The following is a 20095-nucleotide window of genomic DNA, read 5'->3' as shown; positions in this document are numbered from 1 at the left end:
CCCACGCACGCGATCGAGCGTCCTCGGCGGCAGGCGGCCAGCAGCACGCGGCCCGATCGACGAGCAATAGGCCGGAAGCCGGCTGCCGATGGACAGGTTGATGGTCATGATCTTGCGCGCCGGCACCCGCAGCACATAGACAATCTCGGTGCCGTCCAGCACGGAGATCGAGCAGCTCTCGTGCACCTCCTGCGACAACGCCTCCATGATCGGCTCGGCCAGATTCCAGAACGGCATCGAGGTCAGGTAGGCAAAGCCCAGGTCGAGGATCTTGGGCGTGAGGCGGAACAGGCGTCCATCGGCGCGCACATAGCCCAGGCCGACCAGGGTCAGCAGGATGCGCCGCGCGCCGGCGCGGGTCAGGCCGCTGGCGTGTGCGATCTCGCTCAGCGTCTGGGCGGGGTGCTGCGCGTCAAAGGCGCGGATGACCGAGAGCCCGCGTGCAAAGGACTGCACATAGGTATCGCTCGGCTTCTCCGGGCCCGGCGCGGCGGCGGGTGCCACGGAAGGATCCGTGGCCGGGAGGTCGGAATTGTCGGGAGCGGCAGGGCTGGCCATCGGCTGGTTCGGCTGTTCGCCGAATACACACGGAAAGGCGGAAAGGGTAGAGGAAATGCGGGGCGCGCGCCAGTGGCGCGCCCGCTGCGCGCATAATGTCGCGCGTTTGGGAAACATAGTTTGTAAAGGAAACATCGCCTGGTGAACGAGACAATCCAGTGGAACGATTGGGAAGCTTTCTGCTGCGTGGTGGAGCAGGGCACCTTCACGGCTGCGGCGGAGCAGCTCGACTGCCCCAAGTCCCGGGTCTCGGCGGCGGTGGCGCGGCTCGAGTCGGCCATCGGCTCGAAGCTGCTCCAGCGCACGACCCGGCGCATGTGCCTGACCGACGCCGGCAGCGCGGTGTACCGCGACGTGGCGCCCTTGTTCGCGCGGCTGCGTGAGATCCGCCAGGAAACACTGGCGCGGGAGGAGCGGGTACAAGGCGTGCTGCGCATCGCCGCGCCCTACGAATTTGGCGCCCAGCAGCTGGGCGGCGTGATCTGCCGCACGCTGGCGGCCCACCCGGCAATGGACGTGAAGGTGGAGATCTCTCAAGGCATGGTCGATCCCATTCGTGACGGATTTGACGTCGCCTTTGTCGCGGTCGATGCCGACCTGCCCGATTCAGGGACCGTGGCGCGGCGCATCTATCATGTGGAGCGCGGCCTGTTCGCGGCACCGGCGCTGGCCGCCGGCCTGCCGCTGCAACTGCAGCCCGAAGACCTGGCCAACCTGCCAACCCTGACCACGCCCGGCGACGGCATGTGGGAATTCACCCGCGATGGCGAGCGCGTGGCGGTACCGATCCGGCCGCGCATGCAGACCGCCAACGCCGAGCTGCGGCTGCAGGGCGCGCTGGCCGGCCTTGGCATTGCGCGGCTGTCGCTGATCTATTGCGAGGCCGAGGTGGCTCAGGGACGCCTGGTGAAGGTGTTGCCGGACTACCCGCCGCCGCCGCTGCGGGTCTTTGCCCTGCTGCCAGACCGCCGGCTGCAGCCGCGCAAGGTGCGCGTGTTCATGGAGGCGGTGGAGGCCATGATGGCCTCGGAACTGCAGGACCGGAACGACGCAGCCGCGCCCGGCCCGTGAGGGCTGGCGCGGCTGCGAGGGTCATTGCGGTGGGGGCGGCTGGCAGGCCAGCCCATTGCCGCGCTGACAACGTTGTGATGACTTGCTGAAGCGCTGACTAGCTAACTAACTCTGTCAACTAACTCTGTCTCTTCCATCGCTGGCGAATGCCAGGTGGCGCTCAGGCGCCGTCGCTGAAGCTGCTGCGAGGCTCGTTCACGGCGCGGGCGCCGTCGGTGTACGGGTCACGCGGGCCGGTGCGGGCGCCGTCGGTGAACGGGTCACGCGGGCCGCTACGGGCGCCATCGGTGAACGCGTCGACCGTACGGCCGATGCTGCCATCGAGGCGGGCCAGGTCGGAGACCGGCGTGCCGGCGTGCGCGGAGGCGGCGGCCATCGACAGGCCGATGGCGCAGAGGAGGGAAACGGCGAGGGTGCGGGGTTGTGCGAGAGTCTTCATGATGCAGCTTTTCCTTCGGGCATATCGTGGTGTGTTCCACGTTGCTTGTAATGTATGCCCACCGCTGCCCAGGAAAAAGCGCCAATCACCAAAACACTGTTCGTCACCATGGACAATGCCCGGGCCTCCAACCCGGGACGGCTGCCCGGCATCGCTTGCCGGGCGGGCCTTCAGAGGCCAAATCGCGCGCCGAACAATCCCGCGCCAAGGCGGGCAATGATCATCAGCAGGATCTGCGCGATCACGAAGAGCGCCAGCGGCGAGATATCGAAGCCGCCCAGGCGCGGCAGCACACGGCGGATCGGGCGCAGCAGCGGCTCGGTCAGGTGGTTGATGGCAGGCGTGACGGGCGAGTGCGGGTTGACCCATGACAGGATTGCCATGAGCAGCGTGACCCACATCACCATGCTGATGCCCCACTTCAGCACGTTGAGCACAGCGATCAGCAGGATCAGCGGCAGGTAGGTCAGCGGGTCGGCGCCGGAGACCAGCAGCACCAGCAGCAGGAACGCCAGGGCGGTCAGCCAGGCGCCGATCACGGTGGCCCAGTCAATGCCGCCAAGGCCGGGGATGACCCGGCGCAAGGGCCGCACCAGCCAGTCGGTGACCTGGAATACACCCTGCGAGACGGGGTTGCGCGTGGGCAGCCGTGTCCATTGCATCCACAGGCGCAGCAGCAGCGCCATGCCGAACAAGCTGAAGACGGTATCGAGCAGGAAAAGGGCGATTTCCGAGAACATCGGTTTCGATTCCGGTGGAAGTGTGAGGTTGGCAGTCAGGAGTGTCTGCGAACGCACAGATTCTGCCATACCCGCATCGGCGCAGGTCGAAACCCTGGCCTGCCTCATCAACCTGGCACTGCCGCACGTCCGCGGAACCGCCAGGGGCAGCCCCTATAATGGGCGTCGAGCCAAGTCCCCAGTGCATAGCCGCTGCCCCTTATGACCCGCCAGCCTGCCGCATCCAATTCCCCGCTTGCCAAGCAGGATTTCGAGGCACTCTCCGATTTTCGCTACCAACTGCGGCGTTTCCTGCGGTTTTCAGAAGACGCAGCCCAGAACGAAGGGCTGACCGTGCAGCAATACCTGCTGATGCTGCATATCCGCGGCTGCGCCGGCAAGGACTGGGCATCGATCGGCGAGCTCGCCGAGCGCCTGCAGGCCAAGCAGCACGGCGTGGTCGCGCTGGTCAACCGGTGCGAGGCGGCCGGCCTGGTCAAGCGCAAGGCCAACCCGGATGACCGCCGCATTGTCGAAGTCCACCTGATGGCCAAGGGCGAGCGCTTCCTGAACCGCCTTGCCATGCTGCACCGGAGCGAGCTCGAATCGCTGCGCGGCACCTTCCGCGTGGCACGCCTCACGGCCTTCAATGACGATGGCGCGGAGCGCGCCTGAGGGCCCATGAAGCCGGTAAACGCATCTTTTTTTTGCCCGGCCAGCTTGCGCCGTTACAGGTGGTTACCAATCACAAGCCTCGGTGACACCCGAGGCGCTCCCGCGGCCCTAGACTCGCGCGCATCACCATTCGCGAATCTACGCAGGAGCTCTCCCGATGCCATTCCCTTCTTTCCCCCTTCGTACCGGCGCGCTTGCCCTGCTTGCCGCGGGCGCCCTGGCCGGCTGCGTGACCGCGCCTTATGGCGGCGGCTACGGTGGCTACGGGGCCTATGGCAATTCGGGCACGTACGGCAGCAGCACACAGGCGAGCGGCGCTTATCCCGTGGCCTATGCGCAGCAGGGCTACCAGCAGCCGGCCTACCCGCAGGCCGACTACACCCAATCCGGCTACCCGCAGGCGCCCGTGCAGGAGAGCTATCCGCAGCAAGGCTATCCCCAGCAAGGCTACCCACAGCCAGGCTATCCCCAGGCGAGCCAACCCCAGGGCGCCTACGGCAATGATGCGTACGGCGTGCGCTACGGCCAGGTCGAATCCATCGAGATGCTGCCGGGACAGCCGGCAAGCGGCGGTGTCGCCGGCACCTTGATCGGCGGCATGGTTGGCGGCCTGCTTGGCCACCAGGTAGGTGGCGGCCGTGGTAATACGGTGGCGACCATCGGCGGCGCGGTGGTCGGCGCGGTAGCCGGCAACGAGGTGGAAAAGCGCACCAACACGGCACCGCCCGCGTACCGTATCCGGGTGCGCACCACCGACAACGGCTACCTCACGCTGACCCAGTCGACGCCATACAACCTGCGCAACGGCGACCGGGTCAAGGTGCAGAACGGCGTGGCAATGCCTTACTGAGGAAGGAGCCGCACGTTCAATCGCTGAACAGGCCCGCGTAATCCTCGCGCAGTTGCCGCTTGAGCAGCTTGCCGGCCGTGTTGCGCGGCAGGTCGGCCACGAACACGATACGCTTGGGTACCTTGTACGGCGCAAGCGCGGCGCGGGCGTGGCCAAGCAGCGCTTGCTCCTCCGCTTGCGTTTCGCGCTTCAGCACCACACAGGCCGCCACCGCTTCCACCCACTTGGGATGGGGCAGCGCGAACACGGCGACTTCCGCCACGGCTTCATGCTGGTAAAGGCACTCCTCGACCTCACGGCTGGATACCAGCACGCCGCCGGAATTGATCACGTCCTTGATGCGGTCGACCACATACAGATAGCCGCCTTCGTCCATATAGCCCAGGTCGCCCGAGTGGAACCAGCCGCCGCTGAAGGCTTCGGTGGTCTGCTGCGGCTTGTCCCAGTACTCGGTGAGCAACTGGGGCGAGCGGTGCACGATCTCGCCGAGCTCGCCGGGTCTGGCGTCCTGCATTTGCTCGTCGACGATGCGGGTTTCCACATTCAGCACGGGCCGCCCGGCCGAAGCGGGCCGCTCGCGGTGCTCCTGCGGGCCGAGCACCGTGGCCAGCGGGCCGATCTCGCTTTGTCCGTAGCAGTTGAAGAAGCCCAGCGCGGGCAAGCGCTCCCGCAGTTCCAGCAGCACCGGCAGCGGCATGATCGAGGCGCCGTAATAGGCCTTGGTCAGCGAGGCTAGCTGCAAAGGATCGAAGTCCGCGTGGCGCAGCAGCGCAATCCATACGGTGGGCGGCGCAAAGAAGCTGGTGATGCCGGCCTCGCGCACCGTGCGCAGGCAGAAGCCCGGCTCGGGACTTTGCGCCAGCAGGATGCTGCCGCCCATCAGCAGCAGCGGCATCAGGAAGACATGCATCTGCGCGGAGTGGTAGAGCGGCAGCGCGGCTAGCGAGTAATCCTCTGGCTTGATGTCGCACGTGGCAATGGCGCTCATGTATTCGGCCAGCAAGGCGCGATGCGTCAGCACCGCCCCCTTGGGCGCGGACGTGGTGCCGGAGGTGTAGAGGATCTGCGCCGGCATGGCGTCGTCGAGGGTGGCGAGGATCTCCCCGGCAGGGCCCTTGGCCGCCGTCAGCACATCGCGCTGGCCGCCGCCATGGAGGCTCCCCAGCAGCGGACAAGGCAGCCCTTCGATGTGCGCGGCCAGAGCCGGGTCGGCGAACAGCGCACTGGCGCCCGACTGGGCGACGATGTACTCGACCTCGCCGCGCGTCATCGAGAAATTCACCGGCACGTGGATCAGTCCGGCGCGCAGGCAGCCCAGCCACAGCAGCACGTAGGCATCCGAGTTCTTGCCGAACGCCGCCACGCGGTCGCCGGGGCGCAGGCCCCACCGTTGCAGCGCGGCGCCCACGCTGGCCGCCGCGGCCTCGAGCTCGCGATAGGTCCAGCTGCGCTCGCCGAAGCGCAGCGCCACCTTGTTGGGGCTGCGCCGTACCGCACGGGCGAGGGCATCGGGGATGGTATTGCGCAGGACGCGCTGCTGCTCTGACTGCATGGTGGTCTCCGTTATGGTTTTAGGGTCCAGCAAGTCTTGATAGCCGATGCCGCAGGGCGTCATTGGGGCGTCATTGCATCCTCGATGCAGGCGCGATGCCATGGCTGCGGCGTTGGCGTTCGAGGGGCCAGCATACGGGCGGGGTGGGGAGAGGCGCAAGCCGCCCTGGGCGGGGGGGACGGTGAGAGGCGCCGGGCAGGACGTCCGGCGCGAGGAAAAAATGAAGGCCATGCCCCGCGCCACGGCGGAGCCGTGGCGTGCGAGCGCGGCCCGATGGGCGCAGCTTGCTCAGGCGGACAGCGCGCCAGCCAGGAAGGTCAGGGCTCGGCCGTGGGCCAGCACGGCGGACGGCTGATGATACGAGCCGCGCGCCCAGCAGTTGAAGCCATGATCGGCCTGCGCATAGACGTGGATTTCCGCTTGGGGGTTGCCGGCCACGGCCGCGCGCACGCTCTCGACGGCGTTGGCCGGGATATGCGCATCGAGCGCGCCGTAGTGGAACTGGACCGGCACCTTGATATTGGCGGCTTCCTGCAGGTTGTTCTGGATGCCGCCGCCATAGTAAGGAACCGCCGCGTCGACCAGGCCACGCGCGGCGCTCAGGTAGGCCATCAGGCCACCGAAGCAGTAGCCCACGGCCGCAATCCTTGCGCCCGCGTCGAGCTGGCCGCGCAGCGCCTTGGCGGTGGCGGCGATGTCCTTCACCGCCAGCTCCACATCCACCTTCTGGCGCAACTCCATCGCGCGCGCCATGTCCGCGCCCGCGTAGCCCAGCTCCACGCGCGGCGCCAGGCGCCAGAACACGTCGGGCGCGAGCACCACGTAGCCGTCGAGGGCGTACTGGTCCGCTACCGCGCGAATATGTTCATTGACGCCGAAAATTTCCTGCACCAGTACGATGCCCGGCGCATTGGCCGCCTTGCCCGTGGGCGGCAGGGCCAGGTAGGCATCGAAGGCGCCGCCTTCGGTTTCAACGCGGATCCATTGGCTGTTGCTGTGGTTCGGCATGGTGGCTTGCTCCATTGACGTGCATTGAGATGGATTGGCAGGACAGAGATCCGGCAAGCTGCAAGTGTGCCACTGTCCGGGCGGGCGTGCCGGGCGTGCCGCAGCCCGACACGCCCGGCGCATCAGCTTGCCGGATGGACGCCAGGCAGGAACTCGATGCCGGTGCGCTTGACCAGCTCGCCATAGGAGATCGGCTTGCCTGGCCGGGCGGCGTCGGAGTTTTCGATCCAGTGCGCCCAGGCGCGGTTGGTCGACGGATCGTAGACCAGCTTGTAGAGATAGGTGGGAACCCAGACCTTGCCGCTGCCGATGGTGCGAATGTTGCCATCGAAGACCGGGCCCGTGATGACATAGACATCGCCGGCCGCGCGCATGGCGTATTTGCGCGTGGCCTGTTCGATGGAGGCCCATGCCTTGCGGTTGTTCTGGCTGTACTGCGGCACCACGTTGGCGAGCGTGAACGACTGCGACATGGCTTGCGCGGTCGGCTGGTCGGCGGCAGGCGACATGTGGCCGCGGTCGATGCCCTCATTGCCCTTGTAGTCGTCCAGTTCCGCCCGCTCCGCGCGGGGCAGGCGCGCATCGGAGAAGAAGCGGTTCGTTCGCGCCTCATCCCTGGCGTCGATCAGCTGCGCGCGCGACAGGCGCTCGGCCACGTACAGCGGGGTCTTGCTGCGTCCGGAGTGCATGACCGCAAAGGCGTCATAGCAAAGCGGGCGCAGCTTGAGCTCGGCCGAGCTCGGCGCCTTGGGGGCCGCGCTTTGCGCGAAGAATTGAGGACATTGGGAAAAGCCGCCGGCAGCGCTGGCCACGCCAGATGCCAGGCACAGCGCCACCGAGAAAAAAAACGTCTTCATGCGAAAAAGGAATCCTTACAGCTTGCAGATTGAAGAGATGACCAAAGCCGGAAAAGCCCAGGAAAAATCCAAGAAAAAGCCCTGAAAAAATCGGCGAGGGCCATCAGAGGACATTGCTCCGTCGCGCAGGATGGCGGAGGCCGCGCGCGGGAGCCGGGCATTCTGCCAGACAGAAGCGCGATGCGGGACGAACGATGCGCGACATACATAGACCTGGGCGGCAATGGGACAGTTCTCATTCAATGCCGTGGCTGCTCCTATAATCGCGCTTTTGCGTAATCCCCCACGCATCTGCTTTTTTCACGGCGACCACCACCATGCTCAACCGGCTGGAAATGCTGAGGATCTTCTGCGCGGCAGCGGAGTCGGCTTCGTTCAAGGCGGCCGCGACGCGGCTGGGCACGTCACCGCAAACCGTCACCCGCGCGGTCAAGGACCTCGAGGAAGCCGTGGGCGAGCCGCTGTTCCACCGCAACACCCGCCAGATCCGCATCACCGCCGCCGGCGAGCGGCTGGCCGAGCGCGCCCGCGCGGCGCTGGTCGATGTCGACAGCCTGTTCGCGCATCCGGCCAGCCGCTCGGACACCGAACTCAAGGGCGTCGTGCGCATAACCGCGCCAAGTACGCTTGGGCGGCAGCATCTGCTGGTGGCGCTGCGCGAGGTAGCGCTGGCGCATCCGGGCATCACGCTCGACATCCGGCTCTCGGACCAGGTTGCCGATGTGGTCGACGACGAGATCGACATCGGCCTGCGCCTTGGCATGTTCCGCGACCAGCGGCTGGTGGCGCGCATGACGACGCGGGTGGGCTTTCATGTCGTGGGCACGCCGGAGCTGGCGGCGCGCGTGGGCAAGCCGGGCGACCTGGCCCAGCTCGCCGCGCTGCCCACCACCGGCTTGATCGACCGCAGCAGCGGGCGTGCCTGGCCGTGGTATTTCGCCCAGGGCGAGCAGTTCAATCCGCGCGCGCCAGCCTTTCTCACCGACGACCCGGAGACCGAGATGGAGGCCATCCTCTGCGGGCTCGCCTACGGGCAGTTGCCCGACTATCTCGCGCAGCCCCATCTGCGCTCGGGCCGCCTGGTCAGCGTGCTGGATCGCTTCGCGCCCACGCCGTGGGGCTTGTACATCTACCGCTCGCGCCGTAGCCCGGTGCCAATACGCATCCGGCTGGTGTTCGATGCGCTGGTGGCTTACTTCGGCGGCAAAGACGCGGTGCCGGCGCGCTGAGCGCGCTCCCCGTCACGCGCTGGCTTGAACGAGTGGCATTGTGGCAAACGCCAGCCGTGCACTGTCAGCCGGAATATTCCAAAAACTGGAATACTGAAATCAAAACGTTTCCATTTTGATTGATCGTGGCGGCCAACATAATCACTCCCATTCGCAGGCAGCGGGCCTGCAATTATCCGGAGTGAGCAATGAGCACGAACATCGCAAGCAAGGTTGTAGTCATCACCGGCGCGAGCAGCGGGCTGGGTGAAGCCACCGCGCGTCACCTGGGCGCGGCGGGCGCCTCGCTGGTACTGGCCGCGCGCCGCGGCGACCGCCTGGAAACCCTGGCGGCCGAGATCCGCGCCAAGGGTGGCAAGGCGGAAGTGGCGGTAGCCGATGTGAGCCGGCGCGCCGATGTCGAGGCCTTGGTGCAAAAGGCGGTGGCCAGCTTTGGCCGCGTTGACGTCATGATCAATAACGCGGGCCTCATGGCCATTGCCCCCATGAGTGCCGCCAAGGTCGATGAATGGGAACGCATGATCGACATCAACATCAAGGGCGTGCTGTATGGCATCGCCGCCGCGCTGCCGGTGTTCCAGAAGCAGGGTGCGGGGCACTTCATCAATATTGCCTCGGTCGCGGGCGTGAAGGTGTTCAGCCCGGGCGGCACGGTGTACAGCGGCACCAAGTTCGCTGTGCGCGCCATTTCCGAGGGCCTGCGCCATGAAACCGGGGGCGCGATCCGCACCACGGTGATTTCGCCGGGCGCGGTCGACTCGGAACTCAAGCTGGGCAGCTCCCACGCGGAAAGCGCCAAGGTGGTGGGCGACTTCTACCAGCAAGCCATCCCGGCCGATTCGGTGGCCCGCGCCATCGCCTACGCGATCGAGCAGCCGGCCGACGTGGATATCAACGAGATTGTGCTGCGCCCGACCGTGCAGGAATTCTGAGCATGGCGGGTAATGGGGCGCGTCCTTGTGGATCAGGCAGCGCGCGGCGTCTTTCGGCTGCGCATGGCCGAGGGGCGCACCTGCTGCAGGGTGCGCAGGCTCTGGATGGCATCTTCGATCGCCTCGATACCTTGCGTGAGGCGGTCGCGGGCCTGGCCCAACGCGGTCTGCGTCTCGGCGTCGAAGATCGCCAGGTGATCTAGCGAGTCGACCTCGGCCTGCAACTGGCCGACGAGCCGTCGCAACTGCGCGGTGCTGTGTGATGCGGTGGAACGGATTGCCATTGCGGTCTCCGGAAAGGCAGGGCGCACTCTCGTAAGGTAGAACGTATGCGCCGGAAAGGACAAACACTTTCTCGGCGCATGCGAGCGTTTCACGCGTTAGGCATCAGTCTGGAAACGTCTGGAAACGGTTGGGCAAGACAGTGCAAACAACGGCAAGTCGACGGCACGAATCGCGCCACGCAATGGCATGATCCTTGCCGCTCAAAAAGCCTGTGCCGCAGCCCTTAGCACGCGCGCGCGGCACATAGGCCGCGCATCTATGCAGTGAGTGCGTTCGCTGGTGGCTTGGCGTCGCGCACAAGCGCCGCAATGGCCGCGCCCACGTCATCCGTGCGCGCTTCGCCGCCCAGGTCCGGCGTGCGCGGGCCCTGCGCCAGCACGGCCTCGATGGCGTGCACGATGGCATCGTGCGCCTCGCGGTAGCGCACGCTGTCGGCCGCCTCCAAGCCTTCGGCGCCGCTGAGGAAGTCCAGCATCAGCGCGCCCGACCAGATCATCGCGATCGGGTTGGCGATGGCCTTGCCGTAGATGTCCGGCGCCGAACCGTGGACCGGCTCGAACAGCGAGGGAAACTTGCGGTCCGGGTTGAGGTTGGCCGAAGGCGCCAGCCCGATGGTGCCGGCGCAGGCGGGGCCCAGGTCGGAGAGGATGTCGCCGAACAGGTTGGAAGCCACCACCACATCGAAGCGGTCGGGCTGCAGCACGAAGCGCGCCGTGAGGATGTCGATGTGCTGGCGGTCAACCGTCACATCCGGGTAGTGCTGCGCCATGGCGTCGGCGCGCTCGTCCCAGTAGGGCATGCTGACCGCGATGCCGTTGGACTTGGTCGCCACCGTAAGGTGGCGGCGCGGCCGCGATTGCGCCAGCGCGAAGGCGTAGCGCAGCACGCGGTCGGTGCCCACGCGGCTGAACACGGATTCCTGCAACACCACCTCGCGCTCCGTGCCCTCGAACATGCGGCCGCCCAGCGAGGTGTATTCCCCCTCGGTGTTCTCGCGCACCACGAAGAAATCGATATCGCCCGGCTTGCGGTTGGCCAGCGGGCAAGGCACGCCCTCGAACAGCCGCACCGGGCGCAGGTTCACGTACTGGTCGAACTCGCGCCGGAATTTCAGCAGCGAGCCCCACAGCGAGACATGATCCGGCACTTTGGCCGGCCAGCCCACCGCGCCGAAATACAACGCGTCGAACCCTTCCAACTGCGCACGCCAGTCCGCCGGCATCATCGCGCCGGTTTGCAGGTAGTAGTCGCAGTGCGCCCAGTCGAAGCGGACGAATTCGAGCGCCAGCGAGTAGCGCTCGGCGGCGGCTTCCAGCACGCGCAGGCCTTCGGGCATGACTTCATTGCCAATGCCGTCGCCGGGGATGACGGCAATGCGCAGGGGCGCGGGAGTGGTCGGGTTCACGTTGGAGTCCTCACTGATGGGATCGGGAAGGCCCATGGTAAGTAACTTCAAGCGGAATATAATCAGCCAAACTGTAAAGCCATAAAACACACATCGTGAAGAATGACGTGCTCAACGAGGACCTGCGGGTCTTCATCGAAGTGGCGCGCAAGTCCAGCTTTGCCGCCGCCGCCGAGGCACTCGGCGTTTCGCCTGCGTATATCAGCAAGCGGATCCAGCTGCTCGAAGCCGCACTCGCGGTCAAGCTGTTCCACCGCACCACCCGCCGTGTGGCGGTGAGCGACGACGGCGAGCGGGTGTATGCGCTGGCGCAGCGCATCCTCGACGACGTGGACCATCTCTACGAGGAAGTGTCCAGCGCGCGCCGCGATCCGCGCGGCCTGCTGCGGGTTTGCTCCAGCTTCGGCTTCGGCCGCCGCGTCGTGGCGCCGGCGATCTCGGCGTTGTCTACGCTGTATCCCGCGCTCCAGGTGCACCATATCGCGCGCCGGCTTGGCGACAACCACCGGATCTTGTGCGCCTCCCCCGCCTACCTTGCGCGCCGGGCCGGCCGCGCACGCTGGCCGACCTCGCCAGCCATGATTGCCTGGTGATCAAGGAGCGTGACCATCCCTTCGGCGTCTGGAAGCTGCGCAACGGGATCCATGGCAACACCGAGCAGACCGTCAAGGTCACCGGGCCGCTCTCGTCCAACCACGGCGAGATCGTGGTGCGCTGGGCGGTCGACGGGCGCGGCATCGTGCTGCGCTCGCTTTGGGACGTGGGCCCGCAGCTGGCCACGGGCGAACTCGAGCAGATCCTGCCCGAATGCCATCAGGAGGCGAACATCTGGGCGGTGTACCCGTCGCGCCTGACCGCCTCGGCCAAGATCCGGGTTTGCGTGGAGTTCTTCGAAGCGTTCTTTCGCGAGCGGGCGGCCTCGCATGGGGTCATGCGAGGCCGATATCGTGATGCGGGCTGATGCCGTTTAATCCGCGTGGATATTCGCCGCTTGCGCGATCTTGCGCAGGCGCGCGATCTCGCTGGTGACGCGCGCGCGGTATTCGCCGGCGCTGCCGTACTCGGGTTCGAAGCCGTTGGCGGTCATGCTTTGTTGCAGCGCGGGATCCTTCATCACGCTGGCAATGGCGGCCTCCAGCGTCTGGCGTGCCGGCGCGGGAATGCCCTTGGGCGCGACAATGGCAAACCAGGTGCTGAGCGACACGCCGGGATAGCCGCTTTCGATCGCCGTGGGCACCTGGGGCAACAGCATCGAGCGCGTGGCGCTGGCGACGGCGATGGCCTTGACCTTGCCGCCCTTGAGTTGCGGCGCCGCCGCCACCACGGTATCGACGGATAGCGGGATCTGGTTGCCGATCAGGTCGGCCATGGCGGGCGCGCTGCCTTTGTACGGCACGTGCAGCAAGCCCATGCCGGTGGCCGCGTTGATCATCTCGCCCGCGAAGTGCGCGGTGGTGCCCGCGCCGTAGGAGCCGTAGGACATGCCGCCGGGCTTGGCCTTGGCCTCGGCCACCAGTTGCTTGAGCGTGTCCGCCTTGACCGCCGGATTGGCCAGCAGCACCAGCGCGGTGGAGCCGACCATGCCGAGCGGTTCGAAGCTCTTGAGCGGGTCATAGGGCAGGCGCGAATAAGTGACCGGATTCACGACGAACGTGGTGGCAGCACTGAGCAGCAAGGTATAGCCGTCAGGCGAGGCTTTCGCCACATAGTCGGCGCCGACGATCGTGCCCGCACCGGCCTTGTTCTCCACCACCACGGATTGCCGCAGCACTTCGCCCAGCTTGCGCGCCACCAGGCGGGCGAGCACATCGGTGGAGCCGCCCGGGGGAAACGGCACTACCAGCTTGATCGGCTTGTCGGGGTACGTCTGGGCCAGTGCCGGCCCGGCAGCCGCCAGTGCCGCGCAAGCGGCAACGCCGCCAATGATGCATCGGGCCACGCCGCTGGTCTTGTCCAGCGTCCATCTTGTCATGTGGGTTGCAAACATCCGTGTTTCCCCTTGTATTGCGATCAATGGTGTCGGTGCGCTGATCCTGGCCGGCGCCGGCCGCGGTGGGTTATATCGCCGGCCGGATGCGCCCGGCGGGATTGGCCTGCTCGAACAGTTGCGCGAACGCCAGCAGCGCGCGCTCGCCGCGATACTTGCCGACGATCTGCAAGCCCACCGGCAAGCCATCGTCGGTAAAGCCGCAGGGCACCGAGATGGCAGGATGGCCCGTGATGGTGATGCGGTAGCTGGAGCGCATCCAGCCGATATAGCTTGGCATGGGCACGCCTTCGATGCTCTGCGGATATTCGGTTTCAACGGCGAACGGCGTCACCTGCGACACCGGCGCGATCAGGACATCGTAACGCGCCAGCAGGGCCTGCATGCGCGCAAACATGCGGCTGTGGGCCCGCGCGGCCTCGGCAATCGCGGCGCCGTCCTGGGCCAGGCCCAGGTCGATGTTCCAGCGCACCGTTTCCTTCATCAGTTCGCCATGCTCGGCGCGCGCCGCGCCGTAGTTGGTGGCGAAAGCCAGCGCGCGCAGCACCTCGAAGGCGTGGTCGGCCCCGCTGAAATCCGGCTCTGCCTCGTCCACCGTGCAGCCCAGCGCCTGGCACTGGCGAATACCCTCCTGCAGCATGCGGCTCACCGCCGGCTCGAACGGCAGCCCGCCGAGCGTCGGGCTGACCGCCACGCGCAGGCCCTTGCCATCGACCCGGGGCAGGGTGGCGAAGTCGCTGGCGTCGCTGGCAATTGCCAGCGGGTCGGCCGGATGGTCGCCGGCCAGCACGCTGAACATCAGCGCCACGTCCGCCACCGAGCGGCCCATCGGCCCGCCCACCGTGAGCGTGTTGAACGCATGGTTGGCCGGCGTCATCGGCACCCTGCCGATCGACGCTCGCAAGCCCACCACATTGCAGAAGCTGGCCGGGTTGCGCAGCGAGCCGCCCATGTCCGAGCCATCGGCCAGCGCGACCATGCCCGCGGCCAGCGCCGCCGCGCTGCCGCCGCTGCTGCCGCCGGCCGAGACGTCCTGGCGGTAAGGGTTGCGCGTGGCGCCAAACACGGCGTTGAAGGTGTGCGAGCCAGCGCCGAACTCCGGCAGGTTGGTCTTGCCCAGCATGATGGCACCCGCCGCCCGCTGGCGCGCCACCACCGCGCTGTCCTGCGCCGGCACGAAATCCCGGTACACGGCGGAGCCAAAGGTAGTGCGCACGCCCGCGCTCAGGAACGAATCCTTGTGCGCCACCGGCAGGCCGAACAGCGGCCCGGGCACGGCGCCATGCGCCAGCGCCGTGTCGGCCGCATCGGCAGCGGCCAGCGCCTCGTCGAAGGTGGTGGTGACGATGGCGTTGATGGCCGGGTTGACGCGCTGGATGCGCGCGATATGCGCGTCGACCACTTCGCGCACACCGAGTTCGCGGGTGCGGATGGCGCGGGCCATTTCCACGGCGCCCAGGTAGCAGATGTCTTCCATGAGGTTACGGTCTCCTTGCTTGGCCATTGCATTTTTGTCGGCGCCCCGCTGCCGCTTGCCGCCTTGCATACGCTGCGCGGCGGGGCATGGCGTAACGATAAAGGCAGCCGGGCCGGTTCCCACGAAGGGCGTGTCGCAATGCCAACAGCATCTGCGGTCTTTGCATGCCAGTTCACGCCCGCGCGCAGCGCAGCGCGGCGCACTACCCGCACCGCCACGGTGCCGTTTGCGCGAGAAGCTGCCGCGCAGGCCGTGCTGCGCGGCATTTCGGCACCAATGGCGCTCGGGTCGGTTAGAAAGCTGCTTTCTAAAATCAGCAAGGCAAAAGCAGGCAGGAATTATCATTGTGCAAAGGCCGGTGCGGCATTGCGGCGCGCCGCCAGCCTATCTCACCACCAGCGCGCAAGCCAGAAGCATGGAAGCACGGAAGCACGGAAGCACAACCATGAAGCTCACATCGATCCACGCGGTACCGCTGGCCTATTTCCTTGAAGTGGCGGAGCGCGGCTCGCTCAGCGCGGCCTCCGCCTCATTGCATGTGGCGGTATCGGCCATCAGCCGGCAGGTGGCCCGGCTCGAAGCGGAACTCGGTACGGCGCTCTTCGAGCGCGAGCCGCGCGGCATGCGCCTGACCGAGGCCGGACTGGTGGTGCAGCAATACGGACGCCGCGCCTTCCTCGACGCGCAGACCTTGCAGGCCGATCTCCAGGGCTTGCTTAGCGTGGCGCACAGCAAAGTCAGGCTGGCCTGCACCGACGGCTTCGCGCGGGACTACATGCCTTACGCGATGGCGCTGTTCCAGCGCCGCTTTCCCGGCGTGAGCTTTTCGCTTGAGGTCTGTGCGCCGGCCATCGCCACGCGCATGGTCCGCGAGGGCGCGGTGGACCTGGCGCTGACGTTCGCTATCGCCGCCCAGGAAGGCATCGAAGTCGACTATTCGGAAGCCGCGCCGGTCTATGCCTATGTAGCGCGCCAGCATCCGCTGGCCGCGCTCAAGCGCGCCAGCCTGAAGGAAATAGTGGCATATCCGCTGGCGCTGCCCAGCGAGACCAACACCATCCGGCAGCTGTTCGACCTGGCTTGCGGCGTGGAAGGGCTGCGCCCGCGCATATTGCTTAGCAGCAATTCGCTGAGCGCGCTGGTGGGCTACCAGGCGTACGCGGACGCGGTGTACCTGACGGGTTCCCTGGCGGTGCGCAACAACTTGCGCGCGGAGCGGCGCGTGCTGGTGCCGATCACCAGCCGCGCCATGCAGCAACGCGCGCTACAGGTACAGACCATGGCGGGGCGCCACCTGCCGCCGGCGGTGCGCGCGTTCGTCGAATGGCTCGCCGAGGACATCGCCGGGCGGCGCCGCGCCGTGTCGGACCAGCCGGCACGCCGGCGCGGGGCCGGTGCTTAACACGTCAGCAATCTTGTCGGCGAGTAAGCGCACGTTGGATTTGCCGTGCCCGCTGCCTATGATGGAGAAACGTATCCGGAGCACCAAGCTGACGGGTGCGGATCCTAGCCAGCAGCCATTGCGCCAAGGAGGGCGGACATGTCAAACCACACCTACAAACTGGTCGAGATCGTGGGCTCGTCGCCGGACGGCTGCGACGCGGCGATCCGCAGCGCTATCGAGAAGGCGAGCGAGACCATCAAGCATATCGACTGGTTCGAAGTGGTTGAGACACGCGGACACATCGCGGACGGCAAGGTCGCGCACTTCCAGGTCACGCTGAAGGTTGGGTTCCGGGTGAGCTGAGTTGCGCGGCATCGTCCGCATGGCCATACAGCTGATTCAGCGCCGCGTCTGGCGCGTCGCGTAGGAAGGCGAGCATCTTTTCGATGAAGGGCGCATTGGCGGTGCGCGGCACTTGCCGCACCCAGTGGATGGCCTCGTGTTCCTGGCCGCATTGCGACAGCGTGCGGGCGTAGTTGAACTGGCCGCGAAAATCGCCGCCTTCGGCCGCGCGGCGGTAGTAGTCCATTGCCACGGCCGCGTTGCGTTGCACTTCCCAGCCATCCTCGTAGAAGCCGCCCACGATATTGAGCGACTTGGCATGCCCCATATCGGCGGCCCGCAGGTACCAGTCCAGCGCTTGCTGGCGGCTGGCGGCAATGCCGCGGCCCAGCACCAGCGCGGTTGCGAGGTTGTACATGCCCCAGTCGGAGCCGCGCTGCGCCGCGCGTGTGTACCACTGCGCCGCCGCGTGATCGTCCCGCAGGGTGCCCCAGGCGTTTTCGTAGCAGCGGCCGGTCATGTTCGAAGCCCCGCCATGGCCGGCGTGCGCGGCGTACTTGAACCATGCAAAGGCACGGGCTTCGTCGCGCTCAAGGCCATGGCCGGCGAGAAACCACTGGCCGAGAATCATCTGCGCATCGAGGTCGCCTTGCACGGCGGCGCCGCCCAGCCAGGGCAGCGCCAGGTGTGGCGGCGCGCTGAGCTTGTCGGCCAGGCCATTGGGGGCCAAGCTGGTCAAGCTCTCCGGGAGAGACGATGCGAAATGGGAGGGTGGCCAGTGTGTCCAATGTTTCCATACGAGGCGAATGAAGTAAAAACGGCACACCGGGCCGCAAGGGTGGTGTGCCGTATGCGGGCTGGCCGGTCGGCAAGACCGGCCAGCAGCGCAGGGTTTGCCGAGCGCTGGCAGCCGCTCAATAACGCACGTTGAGGCTCAGGACGCCCGAGCGTCCGGGAGCGATCGACGCGTAGTGGCTGGCGTAGGCCTGGTTGTAATAGACCTTGTCGGCCAGGTTGAACACATTGAGTTGGACCGCCACATTCTTGTTGATGCGATACGAGGCCATCGCGTCGAAGCGCCAGTACGAGGGCACCCACTTGTTGGTGGCTTCGCTGCCCCACACCTTGGATACGTAGTACGCACCGCCGCCCACCGTGAGGTTGGGGATGATCTGATACGTGCTCCACACGCTGAAGCTGTCCGCCGGCGTGTTGGGGAAGGCCTGGCCGTTGGTGGCGCCGAAGGCAGCGCCGGACCCGCCGTTGTTGCGCAGCTCGCTCTTCAGGTGGGTATAGCCGCCGAACACGGCCCACTTGTCGGTGACGTTGCCCGAGAAGCCCAGTTCCACGCCGTCGACGCGCTTGTCGCCGGCCATGGCGGCGGTGCCGTCCTGCTGCGTGATGCGCGCATTGGTGGTTTCCACGCGGAAGATCGCCGCGGTCAGGGCCAGGCGCTTGCGCAGCACGTCCCACTTGGTGCCGATCTCGAAGGCGCGGTTCTTCTCCGGGGCGAGCTGGTCGCCGCGGTTGCCGGCGCGGTCCGGCGCCAGCGCGTTGCCGTCGCTGCCCTGGGCCAGGAAGGAGCCGGCCGGGGTCGACGAGGTACCGTAGGAGACGTAGAAGCTGGCGTTGTCCACCGGCTTGTAGACCAATCCCAACTGGTAGTTGAACAGGTTGTCGTCACGCGAGAACTCGGCGCGGGTGCCGTTGGCAGCGCGGGCGGCCTGGAACTCGGCGCTGTAGCGGTCAAAGCGCACGCCGGCGTTGAGCAGCCACTGCTTGTTCAGCTCGATCGAGTCGAAGGCGTACACCGAGCTGGTGTTGGTCTTCGAGTTGCTCGGATTGTTCGCGCGGCTGATGGCGCCCGCCCACGGGTCGTTGGGGTTCGGGTTATACAGCGTGGTGCAGTTATAGCCGCCGGCAGCGCCGGGGCCGCTCGGGCAGCGGTTGCTGCCGGTAGCCACGTTGTAGCTGTCGTTCTCGCTCTTCTCCTGCGCGAACTCCACGCCGAAGGCGTACTTGTGCTTGATCGTGCCGGTGGCGAACTCGCCCGACAGGTCGGTCTGGTTGGCAATGGTGTTGGCGGTGGCCACACGCGTATTGGTGCGGCGCCAGATCATGCCGTAGTACAGATTGCCCTGGCTGTCGTCCGGCTGGGTCCAGATGTAGTCCTGGCTGGTCTTGGCGATACGGGTCTGGTTGCGGAACTTGAGCGCGGGGCTGAAATCGTGCTCGAAGCGGATGGTGCCCATGTCGGCCTTATCCTTGCGGAAGTCGCGATCGGACAAGCCGTAGTAGGTGTTGCGCGGCACGTTCACCGGTGAGCCGTCGCCGGCAACGCTCAGGCGCGGGCGGCCATCGGCGCGGCGATTGAAGGTGGGGTTGTTGTACGGGATGCCGGTGTCGGGGATATCGTCCGACTGCATGTGGTAGTAGGACAGCGTCAGGCGCGTATCGGTACCCAGGCCAAAGGCCACGGAGGGCGCAAAGCCCCAGCGACTCTGGTGCGTGGTATCGCGCCCGGCGACGCCGGCATCGTGATACATGGCGTTCAGGCGGAAGGCCGCGTGGTCGGCAAACTTCCAGTTGCCGTCGACGGTGGCGCGCTTGTAGTCCGCATTGCCGACACCGATGCTGCCTTCGGCGAAGCTGGTCAGCTTGGGTGCCTTGCTGACGATGTTGATGCTGCCGCCGGCCGAGCCGCGGCCGTCGTAGGCGCCGGCCGGGCCCTTGGTGACCTCGACGGATTCGACGTTGAACAACTCGCGGCTTTGCGAGCCGATATCGCGGAAGCCATCCAGGAAGGTGCTGGCCTGTGCATCGTAGCCACGGATAAAGGGCCGGTCGCCGACCGGGTTGCCGCCTTCGCCGGCGCCGAAGGAGATGCCGGGTACCGTACGAAGCACATCACTCAGGCTGGTCGAGCCGGTGCTCTGAATCACTTCCTGCGGAATGATGGTGATGGATTTGGGCGTATCGAGCAGGGCGGCAGGCGTCTTGATCGACGAAGCCGTGTCGGCCTTGAAGCCGCTTTCGTTGGCGCCACTGACGGTGACCGCGGGCAATTCCACCGCGGCAACGGTGGTGCCGGCCGATTGGGCCGCTACCGGCGCGGCTGCGACCGCCATGCCGACGGCGCCGGAGAGGCGCGGGATGACGTTATGTTTCTTGTTCTTCCGGACGACAAAAGCGGTCTGCACGAATTCCCCGATGCTTGAATGATGTTGCGAATGAGATGGTATTATCATTTGTATTCAATATGTCAGTCAGGCATACATCCATAACGAATGTAGCGAAAACGATAACATCTTAGTAATTAGCCGTA

General features: G+C 66.5%; 20 protein-coding genes and 1 pseudogene. 9 read left to right on the top strand and 12 right to left on the bottom strand.

Annotated elements, in window-relative coordinates; translation table 11 throughout:
- Positions 1–558, bottom strand: a 558-nt coding sequence (locus tag OR16_RS32810; RefSeq protein WP_006163109.1) for an IclR family transcriptional regulator domain-containing protein, incomplete at its 3' end; no start/stop codon positions are given.
- Positions 559–699: 141 nt separating this feature from the next.
- Between OR16_RS32810 and OR16_RS32805 the strand changes: the two genes are divergently transcribed.
- A complete protein-coding gene (locus OR16_RS32805; RefSeq protein WP_006163108.1) occupies positions 700–1629 on the top strand; it encodes a LysR family transcriptional regulator in 930 nt (309 codons plus the stop codon).
- Between the two features lie 160 nt (positions 1630–1789).
- On the opposite strand, the gene OR16_RS32800 is transcribed toward OR16_RS32805, so the two are convergent.
- On the bottom strand, positions 1790–2068 hold the full coding sequence (locus tag OR16_RS32800; protein ID WP_006163107.1) for a hypothetical protein: 279 nt from the start codon (positions 2066–2068) through the stop codon (positions 1790–1792).
- Positions 2069–2238: 170 nt separating this feature from the next.
- Positions 2239–2808, bottom strand: coding sequence for a YggT family protein (locus tag OR16_RS32795; protein ID WP_006163106.1), 570 nt, complete (start codon positions 2806–2808; stop codon positions 2239–2241).
- A 201-nt stretch (positions 2809–3009) separates the two neighbouring features.
- Between OR16_RS32795 and OR16_RS32790 the strand changes: the two genes are divergently transcribed.
- Together OR16_RS32790 and OR16_RS32785 are read left to right on the top strand one after the other, a co-directional pair.
- The gene (locus tag OR16_RS32790; RefSeq protein ID WP_006163105.1) at positions 3010–3462 is read left to right on the top strand and encodes a MarR family winged helix-turn-helix transcriptional regulator; all 453 of its coding nucleotides are present in this window, start codon (positions 3010–3012) and stop codon (positions 3460–3462) included.
- Positions 3463–3619: 157 nt separating this feature from the next.
- Positions 3620–4312 carry a glycine zipper 2TM domain-containing protein gene (locus OR16_RS32785; protein ID WP_006163104.1) on the top strand — a complete coding sequence of 231 codons (693 nt, stop codon included), beginning with the start codon at positions 3620–3622 and terminating at the stop codon, positions 4310–4312.
- Between the two features lie 16 nt (positions 4313–4328).
- Here OR16_RS32785 and OR16_RS32780 read toward each other — a convergent pair whose 3' ends face one another.
- From OR16_RS32780 to OR16_RS32770, 3 genes are all read right to left on the bottom strand, one after another.
- Positions 4329–5864: an acyl-CoA synthetase gene (locus OR16_RS32780; protein WP_043422073.1), complete on the bottom strand. Its 1536-nt coding sequence runs from the start codon at positions 5862–5864 to the stop codon at positions 4329–4331.
- 288 nt (positions 5865–6152) lie between these two features.
- The gene (locus tag OR16_RS32775; RefSeq protein WP_043422072.1) at positions 6153–6872 is read right to left on the bottom strand and encodes a dienelactone hydrolase family protein; all 720 of its coding nucleotides are present in this window, start codon (positions 6870–6872) and stop codon (positions 6153–6155) included.
- Positions 6873–6994: 122 nt separating this feature from the next.
- A complete protein-coding gene (locus tag OR16_RS32770; protein WP_006163101.1) occupies positions 6995–7729 on the bottom strand; it encodes a DNA/RNA non-specific endonuclease in 735 nt (244 codons plus the stop codon).
- A 317-nt stretch (positions 7730–8046) separates the two neighbouring features.
- Here OR16_RS32770 and OR16_RS32765 point away from each other — a divergent pair, with 317 nt between their 5' ends.
- Complete coding sequence (locus tag OR16_RS32765; protein ID WP_006163100.1) at positions 8047–8958, top strand: LysR family transcriptional regulator; 912 nt, start codon at positions 8047–8049, stop codon at positions 8956–8958.
- 188 nt (positions 8959–9146) lie between these two features.
- Positions 9147–9890 carry an SDR family oxidoreductase gene (locus OR16_RS32760; RefSeq protein WP_006163099.1) on the top strand — a complete coding sequence of 248 codons (744 nt, stop codon included), beginning with the start codon at positions 9147–9149 and terminating at the stop codon, positions 9888–9890.
- A 32-nt stretch (positions 9891–9922) separates the two neighbouring features.
- Here OR16_RS32760 and OR16_RS32755 read toward each other — a convergent pair whose 3' ends face one another.
- Complete coding sequence (locus OR16_RS32755) at positions 9923–10174, bottom strand: hypothetical protein (RefSeq protein ID WP_006163098.1); 252 nt, start codon at positions 10172–10174, stop codon at positions 9923–9925.
- Between the two features lie 257 nt (positions 10175–10431).
- Positions 10432–11616, bottom strand: a complete 1185-nt coding sequence (locus OR16_RS32750; protein WP_006163097.1) for a tartrate dehydrogenase — start codon at positions 11614–11616, stop codon at positions 10432–10434.
- A 59-nt stretch (positions 11617–11675) separates the two neighbouring features.
- On the opposite strand from OR16_RS32750, the pseudogene OR16_RS46655 reads away from it, so the two are divergent.
- Positions 11676–11813, top strand: a pseudogene (locus OR16_RS46655) (helix-turn-helix domain-containing protein); the annotation flags it as partial.
- A gap of 158 nt (positions 11814–11971) precedes the next feature.
- On the top strand, positions 11972–12541 hold the full coding sequence (locus tag OR16_RS32745; protein ID WP_237717309.1) for a LysR substrate-binding domain-containing protein: 570 nt from the start codon (positions 11972–11974) through the stop codon (positions 12539–12541).
- 6 nt (positions 12542–12547) lie between these two features.
- Here the strand turns inward: OR16_RS32745 and OR16_RS32740 are convergent, their stop codons facing one another.
- Entirely contained in the window at positions 12548–13552 is a 1005-nt protein-coding gene (locus OR16_RS32740; RefSeq protein WP_050983175.1) for a Bug family tripartite tricarboxylate transporter substrate binding protein, read from the bottom strand.
- Positions 13553–13637: 85 nt separating this feature from the next.
- On the bottom strand, positions 13638–15044 hold the full coding sequence (locus OR16_RS32735; protein ID WP_043422067.1) for an amidase: 1407 nt from the start codon (positions 15042–15044) through the stop codon (positions 13638–13640).
- Between the two features lie 445 nt (positions 15045–15489).
- Here OR16_RS32735 and OR16_RS32730 point away from each other — a divergent pair, with 445 nt between their 5' ends.
- Positions 15490–16446 (top strand): LysR family transcriptional regulator, encoded by a 957-nt coding sequence (locus tag OR16_RS32730; protein ID WP_006163092.1) that lies wholly within the window; start codon positions 15490–15492, stop codon positions 16444–16446.
- Between the two features lie 138 nt (positions 16447–16584).
- Entirely contained in the window at positions 16585–16791 is a 207-nt protein-coding gene (locus tag OR16_RS32725; RefSeq protein WP_006163091.1) for a dodecin, read from the top strand.
- Here OR16_RS32725 and OR16_RS32720 read toward each other — a convergent pair.
- Positions 16760–17509 carry a tetratricopeptide repeat protein gene (locus tag OR16_RS32720; RefSeq protein WP_006163090.1) on the bottom strand — a complete coding sequence of 250 codons (750 nt, stop codon included), beginning with the start codon at positions 17507–17509 and terminating at the stop codon, positions 16760–16762. The genes OR16_RS32725 and OR16_RS32720 overlap by 32 nt on opposite strands.
- Before the next feature lie 175 nt (positions 17510–17684).
- Positions 17685–19898, bottom strand: coding sequence for a TonB-dependent receptor (locus OR16_RS32715; protein ID WP_423739702.1), 2214 nt, complete (start codon positions 19896–19898; stop codon positions 17685–17687).
- Positions 19899–20095 lie beyond the last annotated feature (197 nt).

Origin of the sequence: Cupriavidus basilensis OR16 (genome assembly GCF_000243095.1) — a bacterium.
GTDB lineage: Bacteria > Pseudomonadota > Gammaproteobacteria > Burkholderiales > Burkholderiaceae > Cupriavidus > Cupriavidus basilensis_D.
This window is presented reverse-complemented; position numbering and strand designations above follow the sequence as displayed.

Bases quoted from the DNA above. Each gene is read 5' to 3' on its own strand.
- OR16_RS32785 (WP_006163104.1), top strand. From the start codon at position 3,620: ATGCCATTCCCTTCTTTCCCCCTTCGTACCGGCGCGCTTGCCCTGCTT.
- OR16_RS32780 (WP_043422073.1), bottom strand. From the start codon at position 5,864: ATGCAGTCAGAGCAGCAGCGCGTCCTGCGCAATACCATCCCCGATGCC.
- OR16_RS32715 (WP_423739702.1), bottom strand. From the start codon at position 19,898: ATGGCGGTCGCAGCCGCGCCGGTAGCGGCCCAATCGGCCGGCACCACC.
- OR16_RS32795 (WP_006163106.1), bottom strand. From the start codon at position 2,808: ATGTTCTCGGAAATCGCCCTTTTCCTGCTCGATACCGTCTTCAGCTTG.
- OR16_RS32725 (WP_006163091.1), top strand. From the start codon at position 16,585: ATGTCAAACCACACCTACAAACTGGTCGAGATCGTGGGCTCGTCGCCG.
- OR16_RS32765 (WP_006163100.1), top strand. From the start codon at position 8,047: ATGCTCAACCGGCTGGAAATGCTGAGGATCTTCTGCGCGGCAGCGGAG.
- OR16_RS32770 (WP_006163101.1), bottom strand. From the start codon at position 7,729: ATGAAGACGTTTTTTTTCTCGGTGGCGCTGTGCCTGGCATCTGGCGTG.
- OR16_RS32800 (WP_006163107.1), bottom strand. From the start codon at position 2,068: ATGAAGACTCTCGCACAACCCCGCACCCTCGCCGTTTCCCTCCTCTGC.
- OR16_RS32730 (WP_006163092.1), top strand. From the start codon at position 15,490: ATGAAGCTCACATCGATCCACGCGGTACCGCTGGCCTATTTCCTTGAA.
- OR16_RS32740 (WP_050983175.1), bottom strand. From the start codon at position 13,552: ATGACAAGATGGACGCTGGACAAGACCAGCGGCGTGGCCCGATGCATC.
- OR16_RS32760 (WP_006163099.1), top strand. From the start codon at position 9,147: ATGAGCACGAACATCGCAAGCAAGGTTGTAGTCATCACCGGCGCGAGC.
- OR16_RS32750 (WP_006163097.1), bottom strand. From the start codon at position 11,616: ATGGGCCTTCCCGATCCCATCAGTGAGGACTCCAACGTGAACCCGACC.
- OR16_RS32775 (WP_043422072.1), bottom strand. From the start codon at position 6,872: ATGCCGAACCACAGCAACAGCCAATGGATCCGCGTTGAAACCGAAGGC.
- OR16_RS32790 (WP_006163105.1), top strand. From the start codon at position 3,010: ATGACCCGCCAGCCTGCCGCATCCAATTCCCCGCTTGCCAAGCAGGAT.
- OR16_RS32735 (WP_043422067.1), bottom strand. From the start codon at position 15,044: ATGGAAGACATCTGCTACCTGGGCGCCGTGGAAATGGCCCGCGCCATC.
- OR16_RS32755 (WP_006163098.1), bottom strand. From the start codon at position 10,174: ATGGCAATCCGTTCCACCGCATCACACAGCACCGCGCAGTTGCGACGG.